We start from the raw sequence: 22965 nt of genomic DNA, 5'->3' as shown, positions 1-22965 counted from the left end.
CCGGCACCCGGCGGGCCGCACGGGCTGACGGGGCCGCCCAGGGGGCCTGCCCCGCCCTCCCTCACTCCGTGGCGATCGCCCGGAGGATCTCCAGACGGGCCGCCCGGCGCGCCGGGCGCAGGGCCGCCACGGCCCCGGCGACCAGACCCACCACGGCCACCGTCGCCAGCTGCGCCGCCGGTACGGCGAAGGCGAACGCGCTGTCGCCCGAACCCTCCGAGGCGCGGACCAGCACCCAGCCGAGGAAGCCGCCGAGGACGAGTCCGCCGAGCGTGCCGAACGCCGCCACCAGGACCGACTCCCAGCGGACCATGGCCCGCAGCTGGGCCCGCGTCTGGCCGACGGCCCGCAACAGGCCGAGCTCACGCGTCCGTTCGTGCACGGACAGGGTCAGCGTGTTGGTGATGCCGAGCAGCGCGATCAGGACGGCGAGGGCGAGGAGGGCGTACACGAGGGTGAGCATCATGTCGATGCCTCCCGCCGAGGACTCCGCGTACTCCTCCCGCGTCTGCACCTCGGGCTGCCCGTAGCGGTCGGCGACCTCGGTCACGGCCGCCTTGCCCTCCTCCGTGCCGATCCCGTCCGCGAACGAGACGGCGACCAGGGTGTCGGAGTCCTGGGTGTGGTGCGGGGCCCAGGCCTCGCGGGTGACGAGGTAGTCGCCGGCCAGGTCGGAGCGTTCGTAGACCGCCCGGACGGTGAAGCTGTGCCGGGTGCCGTCCGTGAACGTGAGCTCGGCCGTCCGCCCCGGCGCCAGGCCCGCGGAGGCCGCCTCGTCGGCGGCGACGGCGAGCCCGTCCGTACCGAGGCCGGCGAGGGAGCCCCGCACCTCTCCCAGGTCGAGGGTCCGGGAGAGCGCGGCCGGGTCGGTGACGGTCAGGGCACGGCCCTTGCCGTTCACCTCCGCCACGCCCCGCCCCAGGCCCACGGCGGTGTCGACCTCGGGCAGCGCGCCGACGGCGGGTGCGAGGCGCGGGCTGAGCCCCGCGCCTCCGGCGCCGAACGTGGCGCCGCTGATGGCCACGTCGCCCGCGAAGGAACGGTCGACCGTGCGGTCCATGGTCGCCTTGAGGGAGGCGCCGAAGACCGTGAAGAGGGTGACCACCGCGACGCCGATCATCAGGGCCGTCGCGGTCGCTGCCGTACGCCCCGGACTGCGCAGGGCGTTGCGGCGCGCGAGGCCGCGGTTGGCGCCGCGCAGGGGGCGGCCGAGGACCCGTACGGCGACCGACGCGGCCACCGGGCCGAGGACCACGAAGGCGGCGACGGCGAGCGCCGCTCCGGTCGCGGCGAACCACAGCGAGGGGGTGCCGAGCACACCGAGGAGGACCGTGCCGACCGCGACGGCGAGCAGCGCTCCACCGGTCACCACGCGCACGCGTGACGTGCCCGACGCGTCCACCTGCGTCTCGCGGAGCGCGGCGAGCGGGGCCGTGCGCCCGGCCCGTACCGCGGGCAGCAGCGCCGAGCCCGCGCAGACCGCGAGGCCGACGGCGAGCGGCAGCACGAGGGACGTGCCGGTCACGACCAGGTCGCCCTCGGGGAACGGGAAGCCGACGGCGGGGAAGAGGGCCTGGAGGCCGGCCGCCACGCCGATCCCGCCCAGCAGTCCGGCCAGGGAGGCGAGCAGACCGACGGTGAGCGCCTCGGCGAGGGTGCCGGCGACGACCTGCCGTCGGGCGGCGCCGATCGCACGGAGCAGGGCGTTCTCGCGGGTCCGCTGGGCGACGAGCACGGCGAACGTGTTGTGGATGCTGAAGACGGAGACGAGCACCGCGACCCCGCTGAACACCAGCAGGAAGGCCGTGAAGAGGCTGAGGAAGCGACCGGAGACCGTCTCGGTGTTCTCCTCGGCGGCGCGCTGCCCGGTGATCGCCTCGACGTCCTCGGGGAGGGCGGGGGCGAGGGCGGCGACCAGTTCCTCCTGGGAGACGCCGGGACCGGCCCGTACGGCGATGCTCGTCGCCTCGCCGGGGCGCGCCGTCAGATACCGCTCGGCGTCGGCGCGGGTCAGCCCGGCCCAGGTGACCTGGCCCATGCCGTCCGCGCCGCCGAAGGTCGCGAGACCGACGACGGTGACGCGCACCGGGTCGGGGGTGCGCAGGACCGTCGTGTCGCCCAGGCCGAGACCCGCGGCCTTCGCCGCGCCCCGGTTGACGACGGCCTCGCCGGGGGCGCTCGGGGCACGGCCTTCCGCGAGCTTGTACGGGTTGAGGGCCGGGTCGTCGATCCAGTTCCCGGCGAGGGTGGGCGGGCCCTTGCCGCCGACGGGGGTGCCGTCGGCCGCGAGGAGCTGGCCGGCGCCCTCGATCCGGGGCGCGGCGGCGGCGACCCCGGGCACGCGCGCGAGGCGTTCGGCGAGGTCCGCGTCGACGGGGCCGCGGGTGCCCTGGGCGTCGCCCGAGGCCGTCACCATGACGGCGCTGCGGACGACGGCGTCGGTGCCGCGGCTCGCGCCGGTGAACATCGAGTCGAAACTCGCGCGCAGGGTGTCGCCCATGACGAGCGTGCCGGTGAGGAAGGCGACGCCGAGGAGGACGGCGACGAAGGTGCCGACGAACCGGCGCCGGTGGGCGCCGAGGGAGGAACGGGCGAGGCGGAGCGAGGCGGGCGCGGAGGGAGTTCTCATGGGGACACGCCCCCGGAGGTGAGGGCGTTCGGGTGCCCGTCGGTCGGGTCCGGGCCAGTCGGGTTCGGGCCGGCCGGGTCCGGGCCGGTCGCCTGGCTGTTGCTGCGGCTGCGGCTGTGGCTGTCGGTCGGGTCGGAGACGGTCGGGTGGCCGTCGGTCGTGCGGGCCCCGGTCCCGGCCGTCGTCTCGAACGCCTTCATGCGGTCGAGGACGCGGTCGGCCGTGGGGGCCGTCATCCGGTCGACGAGCCGGCCGTCCGCGAGGAAGATCACCTCGTCGGCGTGGGCGGCGGCGACCGGGTCGTGGGTGACCATGACGACCGTACGGCCGGTCTCGCGCACGGTACGGCCCAGCAGACGCAGCACCTCCTCGCCGGAGCGCGAGTCGAGGTTTCCGGTCGGTTCGTCGGCGAAGACGACGTCCGGGTCGCCGGCGAACGCGCGGGCGACGGCCACCCGCTGCTGCTGCCCGCCGGAGAGCTCGCTCGGCCGGTGGTGGAGGCGGTCGCGGAGCCCGACCGTGTCGACGATCCGGTCGAAGCGCTCCCGGTCCACGGTGTGGCCGGCGAGGGCCGACGGAAGGGTGATGTTCTCGGCGACGGTGAGGGTCGGCAGCAGATTGAAGGCCTGGAAGACGAAGCCGATCCGGTCGCGGCGCAGCAGCGTCAGACGGCGGTCGTCGAGCGTGGCGAGGTCGGTGTCGCCGAGGAGGGCGGCGCCGGAGGTGAGGGTGTCGAGCCCGGCGGCGCAGTGCATCAGGGTGGACTTGCCGGAGCCCGAAGGGCCCATGACGGCGGTGAAGCGACCGACGGGGAAGTCGACGCTCACTCCGTCCAGGGCCCTGACCTCCGTGTCGCCGCGCCCGTAGACCTTGACGGCGTCGACGACTCGGACGGCGGCGGGGCCGGCGGCGGGCACGGCCCGGAGGCGCTTGTCTGTGGTGGTCATGCCCGGTGCCCCTTGGAGTCGGTACGGCGGCCGAACTGCTCTTCGAGGACGGTCAGCCGACGCCAGTACTCGTCCTCGTCGATCTCCCCGGCGGCGAACCGGTGGCCGAGGAGGGCGATGGGCGAGCTGTCGTCCGGCCCCTCGGCGCGGCCGGGGCCGACGTCGCGCCACGGGCCGCGGCCGCGGCGCCATCCGGCGCGGCGGGCGATCGTGACGACGCCGACGATCACCACCGCCCAGACGAGAGGGAAGAGAAGGACCCACGGGCCGGGGCCCGCGTGGGCGAGTGTGTTCATGAGGGTTCAGCTCCTCGGTGCGCATCGGCCGGTGCCCTGTGACGGGTGCGCCGTGACCGGTGCGCCGTGGTGGTCTTTTCCGTGGTTCGAGACTCCCTCCGGGCAGGGGTCGGGCGCGTCGTACGGGCAGCGGCATCGCGTGTACGACGTCGGGAGTACAGGGCGGCGCCGGCCCTCCTCCCCTTCTGTACCTACTGGTATGTACAGTGCGGTCATGAGCACCTCCGAGCGACTGATCGAGGCGACCCGCGACCTCCTGTGGGAGCGGGGGTACGTGGGGACCAGCCCCAAGGCCGTGCAGCAGGCGGCCGGGGCGGGTCAGGGCAGCATGTACCACCACTTCGCGGGCAAGCCCGATCTGGCGCTCGCCGCGATCCGGCGGACGGCCGAGGAGCTGGGCGCCGCCGCCGAGGCCGTCCTGAGCGGCGACGGCACCGCGTACGCCCGCATCGAGGCCTATCTGCTGCGCGAGCGGGACGTCCTGCGGGGCTGCCCGGTGGGCCGGCTGACGATGGATCCCGAGGTCGTCGCCGATCCCGTGTTGCGCGCACCGGTCGACGAGGTGCTCGGGCGGCTGCGGGCCCGGCTCGCCGAGGTCGCCCAGGAGGGCCTGGACAACGGCGAGTTGAGCGCCTCGCTCGACGCGGAGGACATCGCGGCGACGGTCCTGGCGACCGTGCAGGGCGGGTACGTCCTGGCCCGCGCGACCGGGGCGCGGGAGCCCTTCGACAGCGCCGTTCGGGGCTTGCTGGGCCTGCTCGCCCCGCGTACCGCCGTCGGCTGAACATGTCTTCCCCGACAGGCGATGGGAGCCTGCTGTGCATGCCATGCAGTACGAGATCACCCTGCCCGCCGACTACGACATGGGGATCATCCGCGAGCGGGTGGCGACGAGGGGCCATCTGCTCGACGACTTCCCCGGGCTCGGCCTGAAGGCGTACCTGGTACGGGAGCGCGGGGACGCGTCGCCGGTCAACCAGTACGCGCCGTTCTATCTGTGGGCCGACCCCGAGGGCATGAACTCCTTCCTCTGGGGCCCGGGTTTCCAGGGCATCGTGAACGACTTCGGCCGCCCCGTGGTGCAGCACTGGACCGGCCTGTCGTACGAGGAGGGGCCCGCCTCCGGTGCGGTGCCGGGCGCCGCGACGCGTCGCAGGACCCCGCTCAGGGAGGGGGTCCCGCCCGGCGAGGCCGTGGCGGACGCGGTGGCCCGGCACGCGCGCGAGGCGCGGCGGGACGGGGTGGTGGCCTCCGCGCTGGCGGTCGATCCGCGCCACTGGGAGCTGCTCGCGTTCACCTTGTGGGCCGACGCGGAAGCGCCCGCCGGCGAGGGCGAGCGCTTCCGTGTGCTGCATCTGTCCGCCCCGGGGAGGGGGCGGCTGGGGGCGGGGCGGCAGTGGTGAACCGGATCGCACGGCCCCGGCATCCTCGGTCTGGGCACGGTGGCCCCTGCCTGGTCGGCATGAGCCCGGTGAGCACTGCCCGGTCGGCATGAGCCCGGTGGCCCCCGTGTTTGATCGGCCGATGCCCGCAGGCCCCCTGCCCGAGGGTCAGGCCACGGCGACCAGCGTCAGGTAGGCCATGCCGAGGACGCGGCGGTAGCCGTTCACCCACGTCGAGCGCTGCCGGTCGACGCGCTCCCGCGTCTCGGCGGCGAGCGGGTGCTCGGGGTGGGCCGCGAGCCAGAGCTCGGTGTCGTACCGGTAGCCCGACTCGAACTCCTCCCACTCCTCGGCGGTCGCCGTCTCGATCCACGCGGGCCGGAACCCCGCCTCGATCGCGAGGTCGACCAGGGTGCCGAGGGACGTGTGGTCGCCCTCGTTCGCGCCCGGCCACATCCCGGCCAGTTCCTCGTCCGTCGGCGTGCGGTCCCAGAAGCACTCCCCGAGCACGACATGCCCTCCGGGCCTGACGAGACGGCGGAGTTCACTCAGCGCCGCAGCGAGGTCGTGCGGCTGGTCGGGGTCGCAGAGAGCCTGGCTCGATCCGTGACAGAGGACCACGTCGACGGGTCCCCGGTCGGTGCCGAACGCCGACTCCTCGACGAACTCGACACGGTCGGCGAGGCCACGGGCCTCGGCGAGGGCCCGGCCACGGGCCAGGTCCTCGCCGTTGATGTCGATCCCCGCGCCCTTGGCCGCCGGCGCGGCCTCGACGATACGCAGGAGCAACTCGCCCCAGCCGCAACCGATGTCGAGCACATCGGCGGGCTCGATGGCGGCGAGCCGCTCGACCATGCGGGTCGCGCGGGCCTCCGAGAGCGGGCTGTGGAAGGTGAGACTGCCGAGACGCGGAGGAAGATCATGATCAGAAATGGTCATGAGGCGGAACGGTACGTCGTCCCACCGGCTCTGGCCAGGGGTTTCCGGCCCATGAGGGTGCGCGGCGGAGTTCGTCCCGCCGACGTCGTGGTGATTTCGGCAAGCCGTCGTCACCAAGCCGTGAAGTTTCTTCGGGACCCTGGGAGTTCGGACCGACCGAGCTCGGACCGGGTCGGACCGGTTGGTCCGGTCGGACCGGTCGGACCGAGTCGATCGGGTCGATCGGTTGGACCGGTCGGATCAGATCTGGCCAGTACGTTCGTCACCGCGCCCTGCGCGCTTCTCATCGGGGGACACCATCATGAGCACCGTCCGCAGATCCGCCGTCGTTCTCGTCGCCCTCGCCGCCGTCACGCTGACCGCCTGCGGGCCCGGCGAGGACGGGGCGGCGGGTGGTCCCGCAGCGCCGTCGGCGACTCCGTCCACGCCCGTGACGCCGACGGACGCGCCGACGGAGGCCCCCTCGGAGCCCCCGACCGCCGCGCCGACCACCGCACCCACGAAGGCCCCGGCCCCCTCGAAGCCCGTGACGCCCTCGGTCGACCCCGACTACGACGTGTTCCCGTGCAGCACCTTCGACGTGACCTTCACCGCGACCCTGGCGGAGCCCACGACCGGCAGCTACCTGCTGAAGATCACCAACAAGGGCGGCAAGCCCTGCCGGGCGCTGGGACACCCGGTCGTCACCTTCGGCGACCTCGACGGGCATGCCGTCGAGCGGGGTCCGGCCCCCGGCATCGAGGACGCGATCCGGCTCGCGCCGGGACAGTCGGCGTACGCAGGACTCATGGGCGGCCTCAAGGACGGCAAGGGTACGACCGTCCACTCCATCGCGATGACGATGAGCACGGACTCCGACCTGGAGCAGAAGCCGCTCAAGGCCTCGACCCCGGGGCTGTACGTGTCGCCGGCCAAGAACTCGGTGACCGCGTGGATGACGAACGCGGAGGACGCCCTCAGCCTCTAGCCTGGAGATGTGTACACCACGCGCGTGTCCCGCCATGTCGACGCCCCGCCCTCGGCCGTCTACCGGGCCCTGCTCGCCCCGGAGGCGGTCGCACGGTGGCGCGTGCCGTACGGCATGACCTGCGAGGTCCACGAGTTCGACGCGCGCGAGGGGGGAGCCTTCCGGGTCTCCCTCACCTACGACACCGCGGACGGCACCGGCAAGTCGGGGGCACACACGGACACGTACCACGGGCGCTTCGTGGAGCTGCTCCCCGACGAACGCGTCGTCGAGATCACCGAGTTCGAGACCTCCGACCCCGCGCTTCAGGGCCCCATGACCCTCACCACGACCCTGATCGCCCTGGAGGGCGGCACGGACGTGGTCCTCGTCCACGAAGGAGTGCCGGACGGCGTGCCCGCCGCCGACAACGAGGCCGGTACGCGGATGGCCCTGGAGCGCTTGGCCGCGCTGGCCGAGGGGCGGCCCGACCCGGAGGCGTGACGCCCCGGGGCGGGGCAGGCCGGGGCGGGGCAGGCCGTCAGACCGGCTCGGGCAGCGCGAGCGGTCAGACCCGCTCGCGGGTCAGCGCCGCCAGCGGGTCGTCCAGGACCGGCTGCCACGCCAGCTCGGCGGCGCCGACGAGGCTGTTGTGGTCGAGGGTGCAGGGGAGGATCGGCACGCCGCCGCTCCGGCCCCAGAGACTCCGGTCGGCGACGACGGCCCGGAGGCGCTCCGGGTCCGCGTCGAGCAGCTCGCGGTGGAGGCCGCCGAGGATGATCCGGTCCGGGTTGAGGATGTTCACCAGGCCCGCGAGACCGAGGCCCAGACGGTCGATCAGCTCCCCCACCGCGACCCGTACGCCCGGGTCGTCGGGGCTCGTGCGCAGCAGGTCGCGGGCCTGCTGGAGCAGGGACACCTCGGGGCCGGGGGCGCGGCCCGCGGCCGTGAGGAAGGCGAGCGGGTCGGTCTCCACGTCCAGGCAGCCGCGGCTGCCGCAGTGGCAGGCGCGGCCCTCCGGGTTCACCGTGAGGTGGCCGACCTCCAGGGCGAGGCCCGCGCTGCCGGTGTGCAGGCGTCCGTCCAGGACGAGCGCGCCGCCGACGCCCCGGTGGCCGGTGGCCACGCAGAGCAGGTCGCGGGCGCCTCGGCCCGCGCCGTGGCGGTGCTCGGCCAGGGCGGCGAGGTTCACGTCGTTGCCGGTGAAGGCGGGGCCGTCGATGCCGGCGGCCCGGACCCGCTCGGCGAAGATCTCCCGGACCTGCGCCCCGGCGGGCCAGGCGAGGTGCAAGGGGTTCAGCGCGGTGCCCTCGGGCTCCGCCACAGCCGAGGGGGCGGCGAGCCCGGCGCCGACGCAGCGGCGGCCGCTCTCCCTGAGCAGGGCGACTCCGGCCTCGACGACCTCGCCGAGGACCTGGGCCGGGTCGGCGGAGACGGTGACGCAGCCGGGGACGGTGGCCACGATGCCGCCGCCGAGGCCGACGAGTGCGGCGCGGAAGCCGTCGGCGTGGACCTGGGCGGCCAGGGCGACGGGGCCCTTCTCGTCGACGGCGAGACGGTGGCTGGGGCGGCCCTGGGAACCCGCGGCGGCGCCGGGGTTGGAGTCCACCCGGATGAGGCCGAGGGCCTCCAGTTCCGCTGCGACCGCGCCGGCGGTGGCACGGGTGACACCGAGCTCGGCGGTGAGGACGGCCCTGGTGGGCGCCCTGCCGGTGTGCACCAGCTCCAGCGCGGGGCCGAGCGCGTTGCGCCCCCTGTCCAGCCGTGTCCGGGTCGTCGTCGCCTTGCCGTTCATGGGGGCGAGTCTCCCATGATCGGAGGGTGGGGTGTCCCCCTGGGCCGGTGCGGGGGTGGGCGGTGGGGGTCTGTCCGCCGGGTGGTCGGGCGGGTCCCTCCGGCGGTGCGGACGTGGCGGACGCTCCGGGACCGCGTTCGGGGCCGACTCTCCGTGCGGCCGGGTCTCGGGCGAGGGCCGACTCTCCGTGCGGCCGGGTCCCGGGCGAGGGCTGCGTCCTCGCCCGGGACCCGTCAGGTCAGTGGGCGCCGAGGAACGCGCCCTCCGGGCCCTTCTCCCAGCCCGTCTCGTGACACGAGCCGGTGAAGATCGTTCCGTAGACGGCCGGGACGCCGGCCACCGAGCAGTGCGAGCTGAAGCCCGCGCCACCGGCGGAGAAGTACCCCGCCCCGAATCCGTCGTTGGCGAGCGCGGAACCGGCGCCGCCCAGCAGGATGCCCACGGCCAGGACAGACGCGGCGAGAGAACGCATGACTACTCCTCGAGATCTCGGAATGACGGGCCAGAAGGTGCTCGTCTGCCGGTCAAACGCCTCCGGAAAGGGCGGGTCACGGCGTCTCACTCCAATGCCGGGCGGCCGGATCCGGGGGCAGGCGAGCGCAGAAACGATGCTCTCCAGTGGCCCGTTGGGGACTGCCCCCACCGCGATGACCTGCGCTTTGTCACCCGGACAGCGTCATACCGGAGGCCGGTGGCCATCACCGCCCCTGCCGATGATCAAGGGCCGTCCCCGGGTTCGTCCGCCGCTCGCTTGATTGCGGCCGGGGCATCCCCCTATCCTGAGTTTGTGCCGCTACTAAACAAAGTACGGACGGCCGTTCCGGGGGGCTCCGGCGGAGACACCGCCACCCACTCCCTGTCCCGCCTCCGCGTCGCCCTGACCCTCTTCTTCGCCCTCGACGGATTCCTGTTCGCCGGCTGGGTCGTCCGCATTCCCGCCGTCAAGCAGCAGACCGGCGCCTCGGCCGGCGACCTCGGCCTCGCCCTGCTCGGGGTGTCCGCAGGCGCCGTCATCACCATGACGCTGACCGGGCGGCTCTGCCGTCGCTACGGCTCCCACGCCGTCACCGTCGCCACCGCCGTACTCCTGTCGCTGTCCGTCGCCCTGCCGGCGCTCACCCGGTCGCCGCTGGCCCTCGGTCTCGTCCTGCTCGTGTTCGGCGCCGCGTACGGCGGGATCAACGTCGCCATGAACAGCGCCGCCGTGGATCTCGTGACCGCGCTCCGGCGCCCGGTGATGCCCAGCTTCCACGCCGCGTTCAGCCTCGGCGGCATGATCGGCGCGGGGCTCGGCGGACTGCTCGCCGGGGGCCTGTCCCCGACCGCCCATCTGCTGGGTCTCACCGTGGTCGGTCTCGCGCTCACCGCCGTCGCCGGGCCCGTACTCCTGCGTCACCCCTCCCCCGCCCCGGCGCCCGAATCCCTGGCGCCCGCAGCCGGCGCGAAGGACGGGCGGTCAGCCGGGTCGCGACGCGTCGTCCTGGTCTTCGGCGTGATCGCCCTCTGCACGGCGTACGGCGAAGGCGCACTCGCCGACTGGGGCGCCCTCCACCTGGAGCAGGACCTCGGCGCACACCCGGGGGTGGCCGCCGCCGGGTACTCCGTGTTCGCGCTGACCATGACCGCGGGGCGCCTCTCCGGCACGGCCCTGCTCGAGCGCCTCGGCCAGACCCGGACCCTGGTCCTCGGTGGTGCCACGGCCGCCGCCGGCATGCTGCTCGGCGCGCTCGCGCCGAGCATCTGGGCCACCCTGCTCGGCTTCGCCGTCACCGGTCTCGGGCTCGCCAACATCTTCCCCGTCGCCGTGGCACGCGCCGGCGCCGTCGCCGGCCCCGGCGGGGTGGCGACCGCGTCCACGCTCGGCTACGGGGGCATGCTGCTCGGCCCGCCGTCCATCGGGTTCCTCGCCGACTGGTTCTCCCTGCCGGTGGCGCTCACGACCGTCGCCGTGCTCGCGGCCGGTGCCGCCGCCATGGGCTACTGGGCGCGGAACGCCGGAGCCTCTCGGACGAGTTGAGCCCCCGGCGCGCCCCCGGCTGCGAGAATTCGCCCATGGACGCGCCTCAGGGGGAAACGTTGGAGGTCGTCGACTACGTCGACGCCCTGGAGACCGCCGGCCGGGCCCTCGCGGTGGCGGCGGACGAGGCCGGGCCGGACGCGGAGGTGCCGACCTGTCCCGGGTGGCGGGTCAGGGACCTCCTCCGGCACACCTCGATGGTGCACCGCTGGGCCACGGATCTCGTGGTCCACGCACGCACCACGTATCAGCCGGACAGCGGGGAGACCTCGCTCGACGGCGAAGAGCTGTCGGCCCATTTCCGCGAGGGGCACGCGGGTCTGGTCGCCGCCCTGCGGGCGGCGCCGGAGTCCCTGGAGTGCTGGACCTTCCTGCCCGCGCCCTCGCCGCTCGCCTTCTGGGCCCGGCGTCAGGCGCACGAGACCACCGTCCACCGCGCGGACGCCGAGTCCGCGCTCCCGGCCGGACCGCGGCCGGTGGAGCCGCTGGTCGCGGCCGACGGCATCGACGAGCTGCTGATCCGGTTCCACGGCCGCGCCCGCAGCCGGGTGCGGACGGCCGGGCCCAGGACCCTGCGGGTGCGGGCGACCGACACGGGTGACGTGTGGACCGTGCGGCTCTCGGCGACCGAGCCGCCCCGGACCGAGCGGGACGGCGGGGCGTCGGGGCCGGTGGACACCGAGCTCGTCGGGGCAGCCGACCGGCTGTACCTCGTCCTGTGGAACCGGCTGCCCGTCGACGCCGTGACGCTCATCGGCGACGAGGACCTCGCGCGGGTGTGGCGCGAGACCTCCGGGGTCGGCTGGTCCTGAGCCCGGGACCGCTCAGGCCGTCCCTTCCAGCATCCGGGTCAGCACATCGCGCTGGAGGGGCCGGACCTCGGCATGGCGGCCGAGGCCCTTCTCGGTCAGCTTCACCTGGACGCCGCGCCGGTCCTCGGCGCACATCCCCCGTACGACGAGGCCGTCCTTCTCCAGACGCGCGATCAGCCGGGACAGCGCGCTCTGGCTGAGATGGACCCGGCCGGCCAGCTCCTGGACGCGCCAGGAGGCCGGGCCGTCCTCCGCAGCGCCCTCCGCGAGCACGTCGAGGACCTCGAAGTCGCTGGCGCCGAGGCCGTACGGATGGAGCGCCCGGTCGAGCTCACAGGTCGTACGGGCGTGCAGGGCGAGGACGTCACGCCACTCGTCCACGAGCGCGCGTTCGGACTTGTTCGCTGCCATGGCCGCACGGTAGCAGAAGCGACCTGTTTTGTTGCATGGGAATTAAATGCACTTGCATTGAATGCATGTGCATGTACTGTCCTGCCCATGACCTCTCCGCTCACCGACGCGCCCTCCGGCGTGTCCGACTCCCCCCGGGAACGCTGGAGTCCGCGCCTCTGGGGCACTCTGCTCGTGCTCTGCGCCGCGATGTTCCTCGACGCCCTCGACGTCTCCATGGTCGGCGTGGCCCTGCCCTCGATCGCCACCGATCTCGGCCTCTCCACCGCCACCCTCCAGTGGATCGTGAGCGGCTACATCCTCGGCTACGGCGGCCTGCTCCTCCTCGGCGGCCGCGCCGCCGATCTGCTCGGCCGCCGCCGGGTCTTCCTCATCGCACTGGCCGTCTTCGCGCTCGCCTCCCTGCTCGGCGGGCTCGTCGACTCCGGTCCCCTCCTGATCGCGAGCCGCTTCATCAAGGGGCTGAGCGCCGCGTTCACCGCCCCCGCCGGCCTGTCGATCATCACGACGACCTTCAAGGAGGGCCCGCAGCGCAACCGGGCCCTGTCCATCTACACCACCTGCGCCGCCACCGGCTTCTCGATGGGCCTGGTCCTGTCCGGGCTCCTCACCGAGCTGAGCTGGCGCTGGACGATGCTGCTCCCCGCCCCCGTCGCCCTCATCGCGCTGGTCTTCGCACTCCGCCTCATCCCACACAGCGCCCGGGAGAACTCCTCCGGCGGCTACGACCTGCCGGGCGCCGTCACCGGCACGGCCGCGATGCTGCTGCTCGTCTTCACCGTCGTCCAGGCCCCCGAGACGGGCTGGACCTCCGTGCGCACCCTGCTGTCCTTCGCCGTGGCCGCCGCCCTGCTCGTCTCCTTCGTCCTGATCGAACGCCGCAGCGCGAGTCCCCTCGTACGGCTCGGAGTCCTGCGCTCCGGCTCACAGGTACGGGCCCAGCTCGGCGCGGCGGCGTTCTTCGGCTCGTACGTCGCCTTCCAGTTCATCGTCACCCAGTACATGCAGTCACTGCTCCACTGGTCGGCGCTCCAGACGGCCCTCGCCTTCCTGCCGGCCGGAGTGCTCGTGGCGCTCTCCTCCACCAAGATCGGCGGCATCGTGGACCGCTTCGGCACCCCACGGGTGATCGCCGCCGGCTTCACGCTGCTCGTCGTCGCGTACGCCCTGTTCCTGCGGATCTCCCTCACCCCGCAGTACGCCGCCGTCATCCTGCCGTCGATGCTGCTGCTCGGCGCGGCCTGCGCCCTGGTGTTCCCCTCGCTCAACATCCAGGCGACCAACGGGGTCGACGACCACGAGCAGGGCATGGTGTCGGGACTCCTCAACACCTCGATCCAGGTCGGCGGCGCGCTGTTCCTCGCCGTCGTCACCGCCGTGATCACCGCGGACGGCGGCGAGGGCACCACCTCGCCGCAGGCGGTCCTGGACCACTTCCGCCCGGGCCTCGCCGTGGTCACGGTCATCGCCCTGGCCGGGCTGCTCATCACGCTGCCGGGCCTCCGGACGAAGCGGAGCCAGGACGGCGAACCGTCGGTCGTCGTCGCCCGCTCCACGCCGTCGGACGCGGACGCCACGGCGGCCGGGAGCGGAACGGCCGCCGAGAACACCCCGGCGAAGGTCGCCGTGCGCGACTAGGGGCTGTCCGGCGGATCGGTCCGCGGCCCCGGCCATGATCCGCCGGACACCCCTACGGAGCCGCTTCCGGATCCCGCCGGGCACGTGCCGCCCGGCGGGATCCGCGCGTGCCGGTCCCGGCTCGGCCGGCCGGGCGGACGCGGGATCCGGCCCCCTCGGGACTCAGCCGAGCCAGCCGGGGCGGACGAGACCCGACTCGTAGGCCAGTACCACGAGTTGGGCGCGGTCCCGGGCGCCGAGCTTCACCATGGCGCGGCTGACGTGCGTCTTGGCGGTGAGGGGGCTGACGACCAGCCTGCGGGCGATCTCCTCGTTCGACAGGCCGATGCCCACCAGGGCCATCACCTCCCGCTCCCGCTCGGTCAGGGCCCCGAGGGCCGCCGTCGCCCCCGGGGCCTTGGAGCGGGCCGCGAACTCCTCGATCAGACGGCGCGTCACGCCCGGGGAGAGCAGGGCGTCCCCGTGGACGACGGCGCGTACGGCCCGCAGCAGTTCCTCCGGCTCGGTGTCCTTGACCAGGAAGCCGGAGGCACCCGCGCGGATCGCCTCGAAGACGTACTCGTCGAGCTCGAAGGTGGTCAGCATGACGACCCGGACCTCGGCGAGGTCCGGGTCGTCCGTGATGCGGCGGGTGGCCTCGAGGCCGTCGAGCCGCGGCATCCGGATGTCCATGAGGACGACGTCGGGGCGCAGGGCACGCACCCGCTCCACCGCCTCGTCGCCGTCGGAGGCCTCCCCCGCGACCTCGATGTCCGGCTGGGCGTCGAGCAGCGCGCGGAACCCGGCCCGGACCAGCGACTGGTCGTCGGCGAGCAGCACTCGGATCACGGGGTCTCCTGCGGTGACGGGGGGTCTTCCTGATGGAACGGGAGTACGGCGTGGACGCGGAAGCCGCCGTCCGGGCGCGCGCCCGCCTCGATGGTGCCACCGAGGGCCGCGGCCCGCTCCCGCATGCCGGCGAGTCCGTTGCCGCTGCCACCCGCCTCGGTGCCGGTGGCCGGGCCGTCGTCGTCGACCGTCAGGTCCAGGTGACCCGAGCCGTACCCGACGCGCACCCGGGCCGTACGCGAACCGGAGTGGCGCACCACGTTGGTGAGCGCCTCCTGCACGATCCGGAAGGCGGCGAGGTCGGCGCCGGGCGGCAGGTCGGTACGCGGTCCGCTCGTCGCGACGGTGACGGTGAGGCCCGCGGCGCCGGCCTGTTCGACGAGTTCGGGGAGCCGGCCGAGTCCGGGGGCGGGCGCGCGGGGCGCGTCGCCGCGGGCCCGGAGGGTGTCGAGGACCTGGCGCACCTCGCCGAGCGCCTCCTTGCTGGCCGCCTTGATCGTGGTGAGCGCGGTGCGGGCCTGCTCGGGGTCGGAGTCCAGGAGGGCGAGGCCGACCCCGGCCTGCACGTTGATCACGGAGATCGAGTGGGCGAGCACGTCGTGGAGTTCCCGGGCGATGCGGAGCCGTTCCTCGTCGGCGCGCCGCTGCTCGGCGGCGGCCCGGTCGGCCCGCAGCTGCGCCCGCTGCTCGCGCCGTACGCGGACCGTCTCGGAGGCGGCGAGCACGGCGACGGCGAACGCGGCCGCGGGCAGCTCCTGCCCCCAGGGGGCGGGCCCGTCGCCCGCCGGGGGCAGCCAGTGGTAGAGCCAGTGCGAGAGCAGCAGATGGCCCGCCCACAGCAGGCCGAGGGCCCAGGCCGCGGCGGTCCTGTGTCCGTGCACGACGGCCGCGAAGCAGGCTACGGCGACCATGACGAACACCGGGCCGTACGGGTAACCGGCCGCGAGATAGCCGAGGGTGACGGCCGCGACGCCGAACACCACCGGCACCGGCCACCGGTGGCGGAACAGCAGGGGCGCCGCTCCGAGGAGCAGCAGGGCCCGTCCGAGCGCTTCGAGCGCCTCCCGGTCGGGCTGGTTCCGCGCGGCGAACCCGGTCCCCGCCATGACGACCACGGCGATCAGGAGCGTGGACCGCCAGGGCAGGCCACCACCGCCGTCCCCGCGCTGCCACCGGCCCCACGCGCGGGCGGCCGCCCGGCCCGGGTGCTCGTGCGGCCGGCGCTCGTGCGACCGGCGTGCGTGCGGCCGGTGCTCATGCGACGGGTGCTCAGGCGGCCGGTGCTCATGCGGCCGGTGCTCGGGGGCCTTCCGCTCCCCCCGTCCGCGCGCCGGCCTCGCGTCGGCGCGCCCGCGCCCCTGTCCGCGCTCGTGCCCGCGCCTCCGCTCCTGATCCATGTCCGCCACGCTAACCGTGCGGGCCCCGTGGAAACGTCAGCCCGGCGGGGTGGTCGCCCGTACTCCCGGCGGAGTAGACGGCGTCCCGTCCCGGAGGTGTGCCGAGTGACCTCAGCCGCGCGGCAGCAGGCCCACGTCCTGGCCGAGGCGGCGGGCCGCCGCCGCGAAGAAGGCGTCCCGGTCCTCGACGATGTTGTGGAAGTGGCCGAACACCTCGAAGGAGATCAGCCCGAAGAGCTGCGACCAGGCGGCCACGAGCGTGACCGCGAGGGCCGGCGGAAGGTCCGGGGCGATGTCGGCGGCCAGCCGCGCGGCCTCGGGGCGGAGCCCCTCCGGGAGCCGTGGCAGGGCGACGCCCTCGCCGGTGTGGGCGCTGCGCGCGGTCTCGATGAGGACCAGGCCGACGCGGGAGGCGGGGACGATCGTGTCCTGGGGCGCGCTGTAGCCCGGGACGGGGGAACCGTAGATCAGGGCGTACTCGTGCGGGTGGGCGACGGCCCAGGCGCGGACGGCCCGGCAGACGGCGGTCCACCTGTCCAGCGGGCGCTGGTCCGCCGCATCGGTGGCGGCCTTCTCCGCCGCCGCGCCGATCGCGTCGTACGCGTCGACGATCAGTGCGGTGAGCAGGTCGTCGCGGCTCGGGAAGTAGCGGTAGAGCGCGGAGGAGACCATGCCCAGCTCACGGGCGACGGCCCGCAGGGACAGCTTGGCGGCGCCCTCGGCGGCGAGCTGGGTGCGGGCCTCGTCCTTGATGGCGGCGGTGATCTCGATACGGGCGCGGGCGCGGGCTCCTCGAACGGTGGTCATGGAGAGCAGTGTGCCACTTTCAGAGCGCCGATACGAAATGAGAGCGGTGCTCTTGATTGTGAGCGGCGATTCCTGCACACTCGAATCAAGCGAGAGCAGTGCTCACACTTTGCTCCTCGCGACCGCTCCCGCACGGCACCGAACCGATCCCCCAGGAGGAACCCATGTCCGCACGGCCCACCGGCTCCGACCCCGCCGCCCACGTCATGAAGCCCGGCTGGTTCACCGTGAACGTCTTCAACCGCAGCGTCGCCTGGGCGACCCGCCGCGGCTTCAGCGTCTGGGGCTCCCGCGTGCTCGCCGTCCGCGGCCGCAAGAGCGGCGAGTGGCGCCGCACCCCCGTCAACCTCCTGACGGTGGACGGCGTCCGCTACCTCGTGGCCCCCCGCGGCCACGTCCAGTGGACCCACAACATGCGGGCCGCCGGCGGCGGGCAGCTGATCCTCGGCAAGCACGTGCAGGACTTCACCGTCGTCGAGGTCGCGGACGACGACAAGCCCGCACTGCTGCGCGCCTACCTCAAGCGCTGGAAGGCCGAGGTCGGCGTCTTCTTCGGCGGCGTCGGCCCGGACTCCTCCGACGAGGAGCTGCGCGCCATCGCGCCGAAGCACCCGGTCTTCCGTGTCACGCCGACGGGCCCCACCACTCCCGCCGCGTGAAACCGGCCGGAGCGGCGGAGCCCGTCCGCTGCGCTCGCTTCATGTGCGCCTGGTGCGCCGATCCGAGGTCTCAGACCGCTTCCGGAGCCTCGGGAGCCTCCGGCTTCGCGGAGGCGTCGCCCTTCGAACCGGCCTGCGCCTCCGCCTGCGCCTCGGGCTTCACGTCCGCCTTGACGTCCGCCTTCACGTCCGTGCTCGCCTCGGCCTCGGCTTCGGGTGCCGAGCGCTCTCCCTTGCCGACGCCCCGGCCCGCGGGGCCGACGCCCGACGAGGTGTCCATGCGCTTGTCGAGGATCTCCAGGGCCCGCCGGGCCATGCCGTTCGAGCGGACCATGCCGCCGAGCGTCGCCGAACCCCGGGTGATGTCGGCGAACGCGTTCCAGGCGGGACGCAGCCCCGTCAGCGTCGCGTGCAGCAGCCCCGGACGCCGCTCGAAGACGGCGAGCATCCGCCGCCCGACGGCCATCTCGACACCCAGCCCGGCCTTGATGGCGAAGGCGTAGTTCAAGGCCTGACGCCGTGCGTCGACCGCGTCGCCGGCCTCGGCGACCCGCACCGCCCACTCGCCGGCGAGCCGGCCCGAGCGGAGCGCGTACGAGATGCCCTCACGCGTCCACGGCTCCAGGAGCCCCGCCGCGTCACCGCAGACGAGGACCCGGCCGCGGGAGAGCGGGGAGTCGTCGGTGCGGCAGCGCGTCAGATGACCGGAGGAGATCGTGGGCTCGAAACCGGAGAGGCCGAGCCGGGCGACGAAGTCCTCCATGTACCGCTTGGTGGCGGCGCCCTCGCCGCGCGCCGAGATGACGCCCACCGTCAGGGTGTCGCCCTTGGGGAAGACCCACCCGTAACTGCCGGGCATCGGACCCCAGTCGATGAGGACGCGGCCCTTCCAGTCCTCCGCCACGGACGGCGGCACGGGGATCTCCGCCTCCAGGCCCAGGTCGACCTGACCGAGCTTCACCCCGACATGCGCACCTATCCGGCTGGCACTGCCGTCGGCACCGACGACCGCGCGCGCGAGCACGGTCTCGCCGTCGGCGAGGACCACGGCGACGGTCCGCCGGTCCGGCACCGCCGGGCCGTGCTGCTCCACGCGGGTCACCGTGACGCCGGTCCGCAGCTCGGCGCCGGCCTTCTGGGCGTGCTCGACGAGCTGGGCGTCGAACTCCGGGCGGTTGATGAGCCCGAACAGCATCTTCCGCGAGCGGCGGGTGCGGGCGAAACGGCCGTCCAGGGAGAAGGTGACGGCGTGCACCCGGTCCTGGAGAGGCAGTTCGAAGCCGGGCGGCAGACAGTCGCGGGAGGGGCCGATGATGCCGCCGCCGCAGGTCTTGTACCGGGGCAGCTCGGACTTCTCCAGGAGCAGCACCCGTCGCCCGGCCACCGCCGCCGCGTAGGCCGCGGACGCGCCGCCGGGCCCCGCGCCGACGACCACGACGTCCCAGATCTCGGCGTTCTCGCCGTCCACCCCGTCCAGGGCCTCCTCGGCCGCCTCCGCGGGCGCCCCGTCATGCGATTCGTGCGATACGTGGGACGCCTCGGCGTCCGTGACCTCGTCCGGCACCGCGTCCGACACCCCGTCCGTGATGCCCTCAGGAGCCGCGCCTCCGGGCGCGGTGTTCTCCGGACCGGCGTTCTCCGCTTGCTCGCTGCTCACGATGTGCTTCTGCTCCTGATCCGACCGGTGGTCTGCTCCTGACGCATCCTACGGCGCGGTAGCCAGAGGCCCGCGCCGTAGGATCGGCGGTGCGTTCGCCGTACCACGACATACGCCGAACGCCGTCCTCACGTCGTAAACGTCGCACCCATCAGGAGCGTGCCCATGACCTCGAATCCGATCGCCGAGACCGTCCGGTCCCTGATGCCCCGCGCCAAGGCCGAGCTCACGGAGCTGGTGGCCTTCGAGTCGGTGGCGGACGAGGCCGTGGCGCCGCGCAGCGAGTGCGAGGGCGCCGCGAACTGGGTCGCGGAGGCGCTGCGCGCCGAGGACTTCCAGGACGTGGCACTGCTCGACACCCCGGACGGCTCGCAGGCCGTGTACGGCATCCTGCCCGGCCCGGCCGGCGCGCCGACCGTCCTTCTCTACGCGCACTACGACGTACAGCCGAAGCTGGACGAGTCCGCCTGGCTCACCCCTCCGTTCGAACTGACGGAGCGGGACGGCCGCTGGTACGGGCGTGGCACGGCCGACTGCAAGGGCGGCTTCATCCTGCACCTGCTCGCGCTGCGCGCCCTCAAGGCGAACGGCGGCATCCCCGTGACGGTCAAGGCGATCGTCGAGGGTTCGGAGGAGCAGGGCACCGGCGGTCTGGAGCGGTACGCGGAGCAGCACCCCGAACTACTCGTCTCCGACGCGATCGTGATCGGTGACGCGGGCAACTTCCGGGTGGGTCTGCCGACCGTGACCGCGACCCTGCGCGGCATGACGATGATCCGGGTGGGGATCGACACCCTGGAGGGCAATCTGCACTCCGGCCAGTTCGGCGGCGCCGCGCCGGACGCGCTGGCCGCGCTGATCCGCGTCCTGGACTCGCTGCGCGGCCCGGACGGCTCGACCGTCATCGACGGGCTGCCGGGCGACCAGGTGTGGGAGGGGCTGCAGTACCCGGAGGAGGACTTCCGCCAGGACGCCAAGGTCCTCACGGGCGTGGCCCTGCCGGGTGCCGGCACGGTCGCCGACCGGATCTGGGCGCGCCCCGCCGTCACCGTCATCGGCATCGACTGCCACCCGGTGGCCGGGGCGACCCCGTCGATCCCGTCGTCGGCCCGTGCGCAGCTCAGCCTGCGGGTGCCGCCGGGCCTGGACTCGGCCGAGGTGACGAAGCTGCTCTTCGCGCACATCGAGAAGCACACGCCGTGGAACGCCCGGGTCTCCCTCGAACAGGTCGGTCAGGGCCAGCCGTTCCAGGCGGACACGTCGAGCCCGGCGTACGCGTCGATGGCCGAGGCGATGCGGATCGCGTACCCCGGTCAGGAGATGCAGACGGCGGGCATGGGCGGCTCGATCCCGCTGTGCAACACGCTGGCCTCGCTGTACCCGGAGTCGGAGATCCTGCTGATCGGTCTGAGCGAGCCGGAGGCGCAGATCCACGCGCCCAACGAATCCGTCTCGCCGGACGAGCTGGAGCGGCTGTCCGTGGCGGAGGCGCACTTCCTGCTCAACTACGCGCGCCAGAAGCAGAACTGACGGCGGATGCGTTCAGCGCTCGGCGAAGCTCGCCGAGAGCGTAGAAGCATGCGGCGGACCTGCGGAGATGCGTAGGTTCGCCGTATGGCATCCATCGAGCTCACCAGGATCACCCCGCGTCTGCACCTCCTCGACTACTCCATCGGCCAGGCCTATCTCTGGCAGGACGAGGAGGAGCTGACCCTCATCGACGCCGGCTGGGCCGGCATGGCGGACGAGACGGCCGCGGCGATACGGTCCGCCGGTCTCGACCCGGACCGGCTGCGCCGGATCGTGCTGACCCACTGTCACCGGGACCACGTGGGCTCGGCGCAGGAGCTCGCGGACCGGCACGGGGCCGAGATCCTCGCGCACGCGCTCGACGCGCCGGTGATCCGGGGCGAGGCGCCTGTGCCGGAACCGCACCTCCTGGACTGGGAGGTCCCGCTCTTCGAGCACGGCGTGACCGCGCCGGAGGCCCCGCCGACCCGGGTCGACCGTGAGGTCGGGGACGGCGAGGTGCTCGACTTCGGCGGCGGCGCGGTGGTGGTGCACGGACCCGGCCACACCCCCGGCTCGATCGCCATCCACCTCCCGCGCCACGGCGTGCTGTTCACCGGGGACACGGTGGCCTCGGTGCCGGACGTGATGTTCGGCGTGTTCCACGTCGACCGTGCTCTCGCGGTGGACTCGATGCGGCTGCTCGCGAAGCTGGGCCCGTCGGTGCTGTGCTGCGGTCACGGCGCTCCGGTGACCTCGGACACGGCGGCGCGGCTGACCGCGGCGGCGGCGACGGCGGTGGCCTGAGGCGCGCGGAGGCGACGGCGGTGGCCTGAACCGCGGCCCCTTCGCGGCCCGCGCGGCCGCGGCCGGCGACCCGGCGACGGGTCTGCCGACCGCGGTCGTCAGCCCACCGGGTCCCCGGCCTCCAGATTGAGCACCGTGCCGCGCTCGCGGGCGCGCAGGGCCCAGCGGAGCCGGCGGTAGCGGACGGGGGGCAGGAGGTCGGCGGCCTCCTCCTCGGTGACGAAGCGCCAGTCGCGGAGCTCGGCGCCGGGGAGGTGGAGGCGTTCGGTGTCGGCGGGGCCGAGCGTGCCGCCGTCGAAGAGCAGGCGGAGTCCGCCGTAGGCGGGCGGCGTGGGCCGTTCCCAGTCGACGAGCAGGAGGCGGGGTACGGCGTCGAGTTCGAGGCCTATCTCCTCGGCCACCTCGCGCATTCCGGCGCGGGCCGGGGGTTCGCCGGTCTCGACGACGCCGCCGGGGAACTCCCAGCCCGGCTTGTAGGTGGGGTCGACCAGGAGGAAACGATCCCGCTCGTCGAAGAGCAGGACTCCGGCGGCGACGGTCTCGCCGGTCGGTTCGGGGGTCTGGACGATGCCGCAGGGGGCGGCGTGGCCGGCCTGGACGGCGTCGGCGACGGTCCGGGCGGCCTCGGCCACGGTGAGGGCCGAGGTGTCGACCACGTAGGCGTCCTCGGCGAGCCAGTCGAGCGCGGCGCGGTACGGCGCGAGATGGCCGTGACACCACTCCCGGACGCGGGCGTCGACGGCGGGGTCGTCGTACTCGGACCTGCCGTCGATCCGCTGCCGCAGGATCGTTTCCTCGGGGGCGAGCAGCACATGGCGGACGTCGATGCGGCGAGCGGCGAGCCCGCCGAAGATCTCGTCCCGGTACTCCTGGCGCAGCAGGGTCATGGGGACGACCAGGACGCCGCCGAGTTCGGCGAGCAGGGCGGCGGCGGTGTCGACCACCAGGCGCCGCCAGATCGGCAGGTCCTGGTAGTCCTCGACCTCGGCGAGCCGCTTGGCCGGCAGCAGGCCGCGCAGGCCCCCGCCGGTGACCTCGGGGTCGTACAGCGTGCTGTTCGGGATCAGATCGACCAGCTCGCGCGCGGTGCTGGACTTCCCCGCGCCGAACGTACCGTTGACCCAGACGATCACGATTCCCCCTCTTCGACGGCCCCCTGTGGATTGCCCCCAACACCCTGCCACGAAAACCACGAACGCATGTCCTGGCATATACGTCCCCCTGGGCATGAGCGTGACACTTCCGCGCGGGGGTCGTTGAGAACGGCAAGCACGAGGGGGTGCGGAGAGATGAGTCGTAGGGTTCTCGAACGTTTTCCGGCCGGCGGCCCGCGGGGCAGCTGGCCGGCGGAGGAGTTCGCCGGGGCGCGAAGGGACGAGGGGGTGCCGGCCCGGGTCGTCATGGACCTGGAGTCCGACGCCTTCCTGGTGATCGTCGAGCAACGGACGGCGGAGCGCGTACGGGAGGAGTGAGCCGGGGGTCCGGCCCG

General features: G+C 73.9%; 22 protein-coding genes and 1 pseudogene. 11 read left to right on the top strand and 12 right to left on the bottom strand.

Going from position 1 to position 22965, the window contains the following annotated elements; all coding sequences use genetic code 11:
* Positions 1-61 precede the first annotated feature (61 nt).
* The 3 genes and pseudogenes from ACFQ79_RS25945 to ACFQ79_RS25935 all read right to left on the bottom strand — a co-directional run bounded on the left by ACFQ79_RS25945 (position 62) and on the right by ACFQ79_RS25935 (position 3872).
* Positions 62-2629 carry an FtsX-like permease family protein gene (locus ACFQ79_RS25945; protein ID WP_383587533.1) on the bottom strand — a complete coding sequence of 856 codons (2568 nt, stop codon included), beginning with the start codon at positions 2627-2629 and terminating at the stop codon, positions 62-64.
* Between the two features lie 185 nt (positions 2630-2814).
* Positions 2815-3576: pseudogene (locus tag ACFQ79_RS25940) on the bottom strand (ABC transporter ATP-binding protein); the annotation flags it as partial.
* The gene (locus tag ACFQ79_RS25935) at positions 3573-3872 is read right to left on the bottom strand and encodes an SHOCT domain-containing protein (protein WP_383587530.1); all 300 of its coding nucleotides are present in this window, start codon (positions 3870-3872) and stop codon (positions 3573-3575) included. The gene ACFQ79_RS25935 and the pseudogene ACFQ79_RS25940, both read right to left, overlap by 4 nt.
* A gap of 199 nt (positions 3873-4071) precedes the next feature.
* On the opposite strand from ACFQ79_RS25935, the gene ACFQ79_RS25930 reads away from it, so the two are divergent.
* Positions 4072-4656 (top strand): TetR/AcrR family transcriptional regulator, encoded by a 585-nt coding sequence (locus ACFQ79_RS25930; RefSeq protein WP_383587527.1) that lies wholly within the window; start codon positions 4072-4074, stop codon positions 4654-4656.
* A 34-nt stretch (positions 4657-4690) separates the two neighbouring features.
* Positions 4691-5275, top strand: coding sequence for a DUF4865 family protein (locus tag ACFQ79_RS25925; RefSeq protein ID WP_383587525.1), 585 nt, complete (start codon positions 4691-4693; stop codon positions 5273-5275).
* Positions 5276-5422: 147 nt separating this feature from the next.
* On the opposite strand, the gene ACFQ79_RS25920 is transcribed toward ACFQ79_RS25925, so the two are convergent.
* Positions 5423-6193, bottom strand: coding sequence for an SAM-dependent methyltransferase (locus ACFQ79_RS25920; protein ID WP_383587522.1), 771 nt, complete (start codon positions 6191-6193; stop codon positions 5423-5425).
* Between the two features lie 301 nt (positions 6194-6494).
* Here ACFQ79_RS25920 and ACFQ79_RS25915 point away from each other — a divergent pair, with 301 nt between their 5' ends.
* Together ACFQ79_RS25915 and ACFQ79_RS25910 are read left to right on the top strand one after the other, a co-directional pair.
* Entirely contained in the window at positions 6495-7160 is a 666-nt protein-coding gene (locus ACFQ79_RS25915; protein WP_383587519.1) for a DUF4232 domain-containing protein, read from the top strand.
* 9 nt (positions 7161-7169) lie between these two features.
* Positions 7170-7643 carry an SRPBCC family protein gene (locus tag ACFQ79_RS25910; protein WP_383587516.1) on the top strand — a complete coding sequence of 158 codons (474 nt, stop codon included), beginning with the start codon at positions 7170-7172 and terminating at the stop codon, positions 7641-7643.
* Between the two features lie 64 nt (positions 7644-7707).
* On the opposite strand, the gene ACFQ79_RS25905 is transcribed toward ACFQ79_RS25910, so the two are convergent.
* The gene (locus ACFQ79_RS25905; RefSeq protein WP_383587513.1) at positions 7708-8934 is read right to left on the bottom strand and encodes an ROK family protein; all 1227 of its coding nucleotides are present in this window, start codon (positions 8932-8934) and stop codon (positions 7708-7710) included.
* A 238-nt stretch (positions 8935-9172) separates the two neighbouring features.
* On the bottom strand, positions 9173-9406 hold the full coding sequence (locus ACFQ79_RS25900; RefSeq protein WP_383587510.1) for a hypothetical protein: 234 nt from the start codon (positions 9404-9406) through the stop codon (positions 9173-9175).
* 315 nt (positions 9407-9721) lie between these two features.
* Here ACFQ79_RS25900 and ACFQ79_RS25895 point away from each other — a divergent pair, with 315 nt between their 5' ends.
* Complete coding sequence (locus tag ACFQ79_RS25895; RefSeq protein ID WP_383587508.1) at positions 9722-10951, top strand: MFS transporter; 1230 nt, start codon at positions 9722-9724, stop codon at positions 10949-10951.
* Positions 10952-11010: 59 nt separating this feature from the next.
* On the top strand, positions 11011-11763 hold the full coding sequence (locus tag ACFQ79_RS25890) for a maleylpyruvate isomerase family mycothiol-dependent enzyme (RefSeq protein ID WP_383587548.1): 753 nt from the start codon (positions 11011-11013) through the stop codon (positions 11761-11763).
* A 12-nt stretch (positions 11764-11775) separates the two neighbouring features.
* Here the strand turns inward: ACFQ79_RS25890 and ACFQ79_RS25885 are convergent, their stop codons facing one another.
* A complete protein-coding gene (locus ACFQ79_RS25885) occupies positions 11776-12174 on the bottom strand; it encodes a MarR family winged helix-turn-helix transcriptional regulator (protein WP_383587505.1) in 399 nt (132 codons plus the stop codon).
* An 87-nt stretch (positions 12175-12261) separates the two neighbouring features.
* On the opposite strand from ACFQ79_RS25885, the gene ACFQ79_RS25880 reads away from it, so the two are divergent.
* On the top strand, positions 12262-13812 hold the full coding sequence (locus ACFQ79_RS25880) for an MFS transporter (protein ID WP_383587502.1): 1551 nt from the start codon (positions 12262-12264) through the stop codon (positions 13810-13812).
* Between the two features lie 162 nt (positions 13813-13974).
* Here ACFQ79_RS25880 and ACFQ79_RS25875 read toward each other — a convergent pair whose 3' ends face one another.
* From ACFQ79_RS25875 to ACFQ79_RS25865, 3 genes are all read right to left on the bottom strand, one after another.
* Complete coding sequence (locus ACFQ79_RS25875; protein WP_266975174.1) at positions 13975-14640, bottom strand: response regulator transcription factor; 666 nt, start codon at positions 14638-14640, stop codon at positions 13975-13977.
* A complete protein-coding gene (locus ACFQ79_RS25870) occupies positions 14637-16037 on the bottom strand; it encodes a sensor histidine kinase (protein ID WP_383587499.1) in 1401 nt (466 codons plus the stop codon). The genes ACFQ79_RS25875 and ACFQ79_RS25870 overlap by 4 nt, the downstream gene beginning before the upstream one ends.
* Before the next feature lie 111 nt (positions 16038-16148).
* The gene (locus ACFQ79_RS25865; RefSeq protein WP_383587496.1) at positions 16149-16844 is read right to left on the bottom strand and encodes a TetR/AcrR family transcriptional regulator; all 696 of its coding nucleotides are present in this window, start codon (positions 16842-16844) and stop codon (positions 16149-16151) included.
* 164 nt (positions 16845-17008) lie between these two features.
* On the opposite strand from ACFQ79_RS25865, the gene ACFQ79_RS25860 reads away from it, so the two are divergent.
* Positions 17009-17503, top strand: coding sequence for a nitroreductase family deazaflavin-dependent oxidoreductase (locus ACFQ79_RS25860; RefSeq protein ID WP_383587493.1), 495 nt, complete (start codon positions 17009-17011; stop codon positions 17501-17503).
* A gap of 70 nt (positions 17504-17573) precedes the next feature.
* On the opposite strand, the gene ACFQ79_RS25855 is transcribed toward ACFQ79_RS25860, so the two are convergent.
* On the bottom strand, positions 17574-18971 hold the full coding sequence (locus ACFQ79_RS25855; protein WP_383587545.1) for a geranylgeranyl reductase family protein: 1398 nt from the start codon (positions 18969-18971) through the stop codon (positions 17574-17576).
* Between the two features lie 354 nt (positions 18972-19325).
* Between ACFQ79_RS25855 and ACFQ79_RS25850 the strand changes: the two genes are divergently transcribed.
* Together ACFQ79_RS25850 and ACFQ79_RS25845 are read left to right on the top strand one after the other, a co-directional pair.
* A complete protein-coding gene (locus ACFQ79_RS25850; RefSeq protein ID WP_383587490.1) occupies positions 19326-20690 on the top strand; it encodes a dipeptidase in 1365 nt (454 codons plus the stop codon).
* A gap of 84 nt (positions 20691-20774) precedes the next feature.
* On the top strand, positions 20775-21476 hold the full coding sequence (locus tag ACFQ79_RS25845) for an MBL fold metallo-hydrolase (protein ID WP_383587487.1): 702 nt from the start codon (positions 20775-20777) through the stop codon (positions 21474-21476).
* A gap of 98 nt (positions 21477-21574) precedes the next feature.
* Here the strand turns inward: ACFQ79_RS25845 and ACFQ79_RS25840 are convergent, their stop codons facing one another.
* Entirely contained in the window at positions 21575-22609 is a 1035-nt protein-coding gene (locus ACFQ79_RS25840) for an NUDIX domain-containing protein (protein ID WP_383587484.1), read from the bottom strand.
* Positions 22610-22765: 156 nt separating this feature from the next.
* Between ACFQ79_RS25840 and ACFQ79_RS25835 the strand changes: the two genes are divergently transcribed.
* Positions 22766-22948 (top strand): hypothetical protein, encoded by a 183-nt coding sequence (locus ACFQ79_RS25835; protein WP_327160675.1) that lies wholly within the window; start codon positions 22766-22768, stop codon positions 22946-22948.
* Positions 22949-22965 lie beyond the last annotated feature (17 nt).

Origin of the sequence: Streptomyces sp. NPDC056480 (assembly GCF_042795405.1) — a bacterium.
In the GTDB taxonomy this organism is placed as follows: domain Bacteria; phylum Actinomycetota; class Actinomycetes; order Streptomycetales; family Streptomycetaceae; genus Streptomyces.
The sequence above is the reverse complement of the archived record's forward strand: the minus strand, read 5'-3'. Positions and strand labels throughout refer to the sequence as shown.

Bases quoted from the DNA above. Each gene is read 5' to 3' on its own strand.
- ACFQ79_RS25945 (WP_383587533.1), bottom strand. From the start codon at position 2,629: ATGAGAACTCCCTCCGCGCCCGCCTCGCTCCGCCTCGCCCGTTCCTCC.
- ACFQ79_RS25870 (WP_383587499.1), bottom strand. From the start codon at position 16,037: ATGGATCAGGAGCGGAGGCGCGGGCACGAGCGCGGACAGGGGCGCGGG.
- ACFQ79_RS25905 (WP_383587513.1), bottom strand. From the start codon at position 8,934: ATGAACGGCAAGGCGACGACGACCCGGACACGGCTGGACAGGGGGCGC.
- ACFQ79_RS25900 (WP_383587510.1), bottom strand. From the start codon at position 9,406: ATGCGTTCTCTCGCCGCGTCTGTCCTGGCCGTGGGCATCCTGCTGGGC.
- ACFQ79_RS25865 (WP_383587496.1), bottom strand. From the start codon at position 16,844: ATGACCACCGTTCGAGGAGCCCGCGCCCGCGCCCGTATCGAGATCACC.
- ACFQ79_RS25850 (WP_383587490.1), top strand. From the start codon at position 19,326: ATGACCTCGAATCCGATCGCCGAGACCGTCCGGTCCCTGATGCCCCGC.
- ACFQ79_RS25930 (WP_383587527.1), top strand. From the start codon at position 4,072: ATGTACAGTGCGGTCATGAGCACCTCCGAGCGACTGATCGAGGCGACC.
- ACFQ79_RS25880 (WP_383587502.1), top strand. From the start codon at position 12,262: ATGACCTCTCCGCTCACCGACGCGCCCTCCGGCGTGTCCGACTCCCCC.
- ACFQ79_RS25845 (WP_383587487.1), top strand. From the start codon at position 20,775: ATGGCATCCATCGAGCTCACCAGGATCACCCCGCGTCTGCACCTCCTC.
- ACFQ79_RS25920 (WP_383587522.1), bottom strand. From the start codon at position 6,193: ATGACCATTTCTGATCATGATCTTCCTCCGCGTCTCGGCAGTCTCACC.
- ACFQ79_RS25835 (WP_327160675.1), top strand. From the start codon at position 22,766: ATGAGTCGTAGGGTTCTCGAACGTTTTCCGGCCGGCGGCCCGCGGGGC.
- ACFQ79_RS25860 (WP_383587493.1), top strand. From the start codon at position 17,009: ATGTCCGCACGGCCCACCGGCTCCGACCCCGCCGCCCACGTCATGAAG.
- ACFQ79_RS25935 (WP_383587530.1), bottom strand. From the start codon at position 3,872: ATGAACACACTCGCCCACGCGGGCCCCGGCCCGTGGGTCCTTCTCTTC.
- ACFQ79_RS25885 (WP_383587505.1), bottom strand. From the start codon at position 12,174: ATGGCAGCGAACAAGTCCGAACGCGCGCTCGTGGACGAGTGGCGTGAC.
- ACFQ79_RS25915 (WP_383587519.1), top strand. From the start codon at position 6,495: ATGAGCACCGTCCGCAGATCCGCCGTCGTTCTCGTCGCCCTCGCCGCC.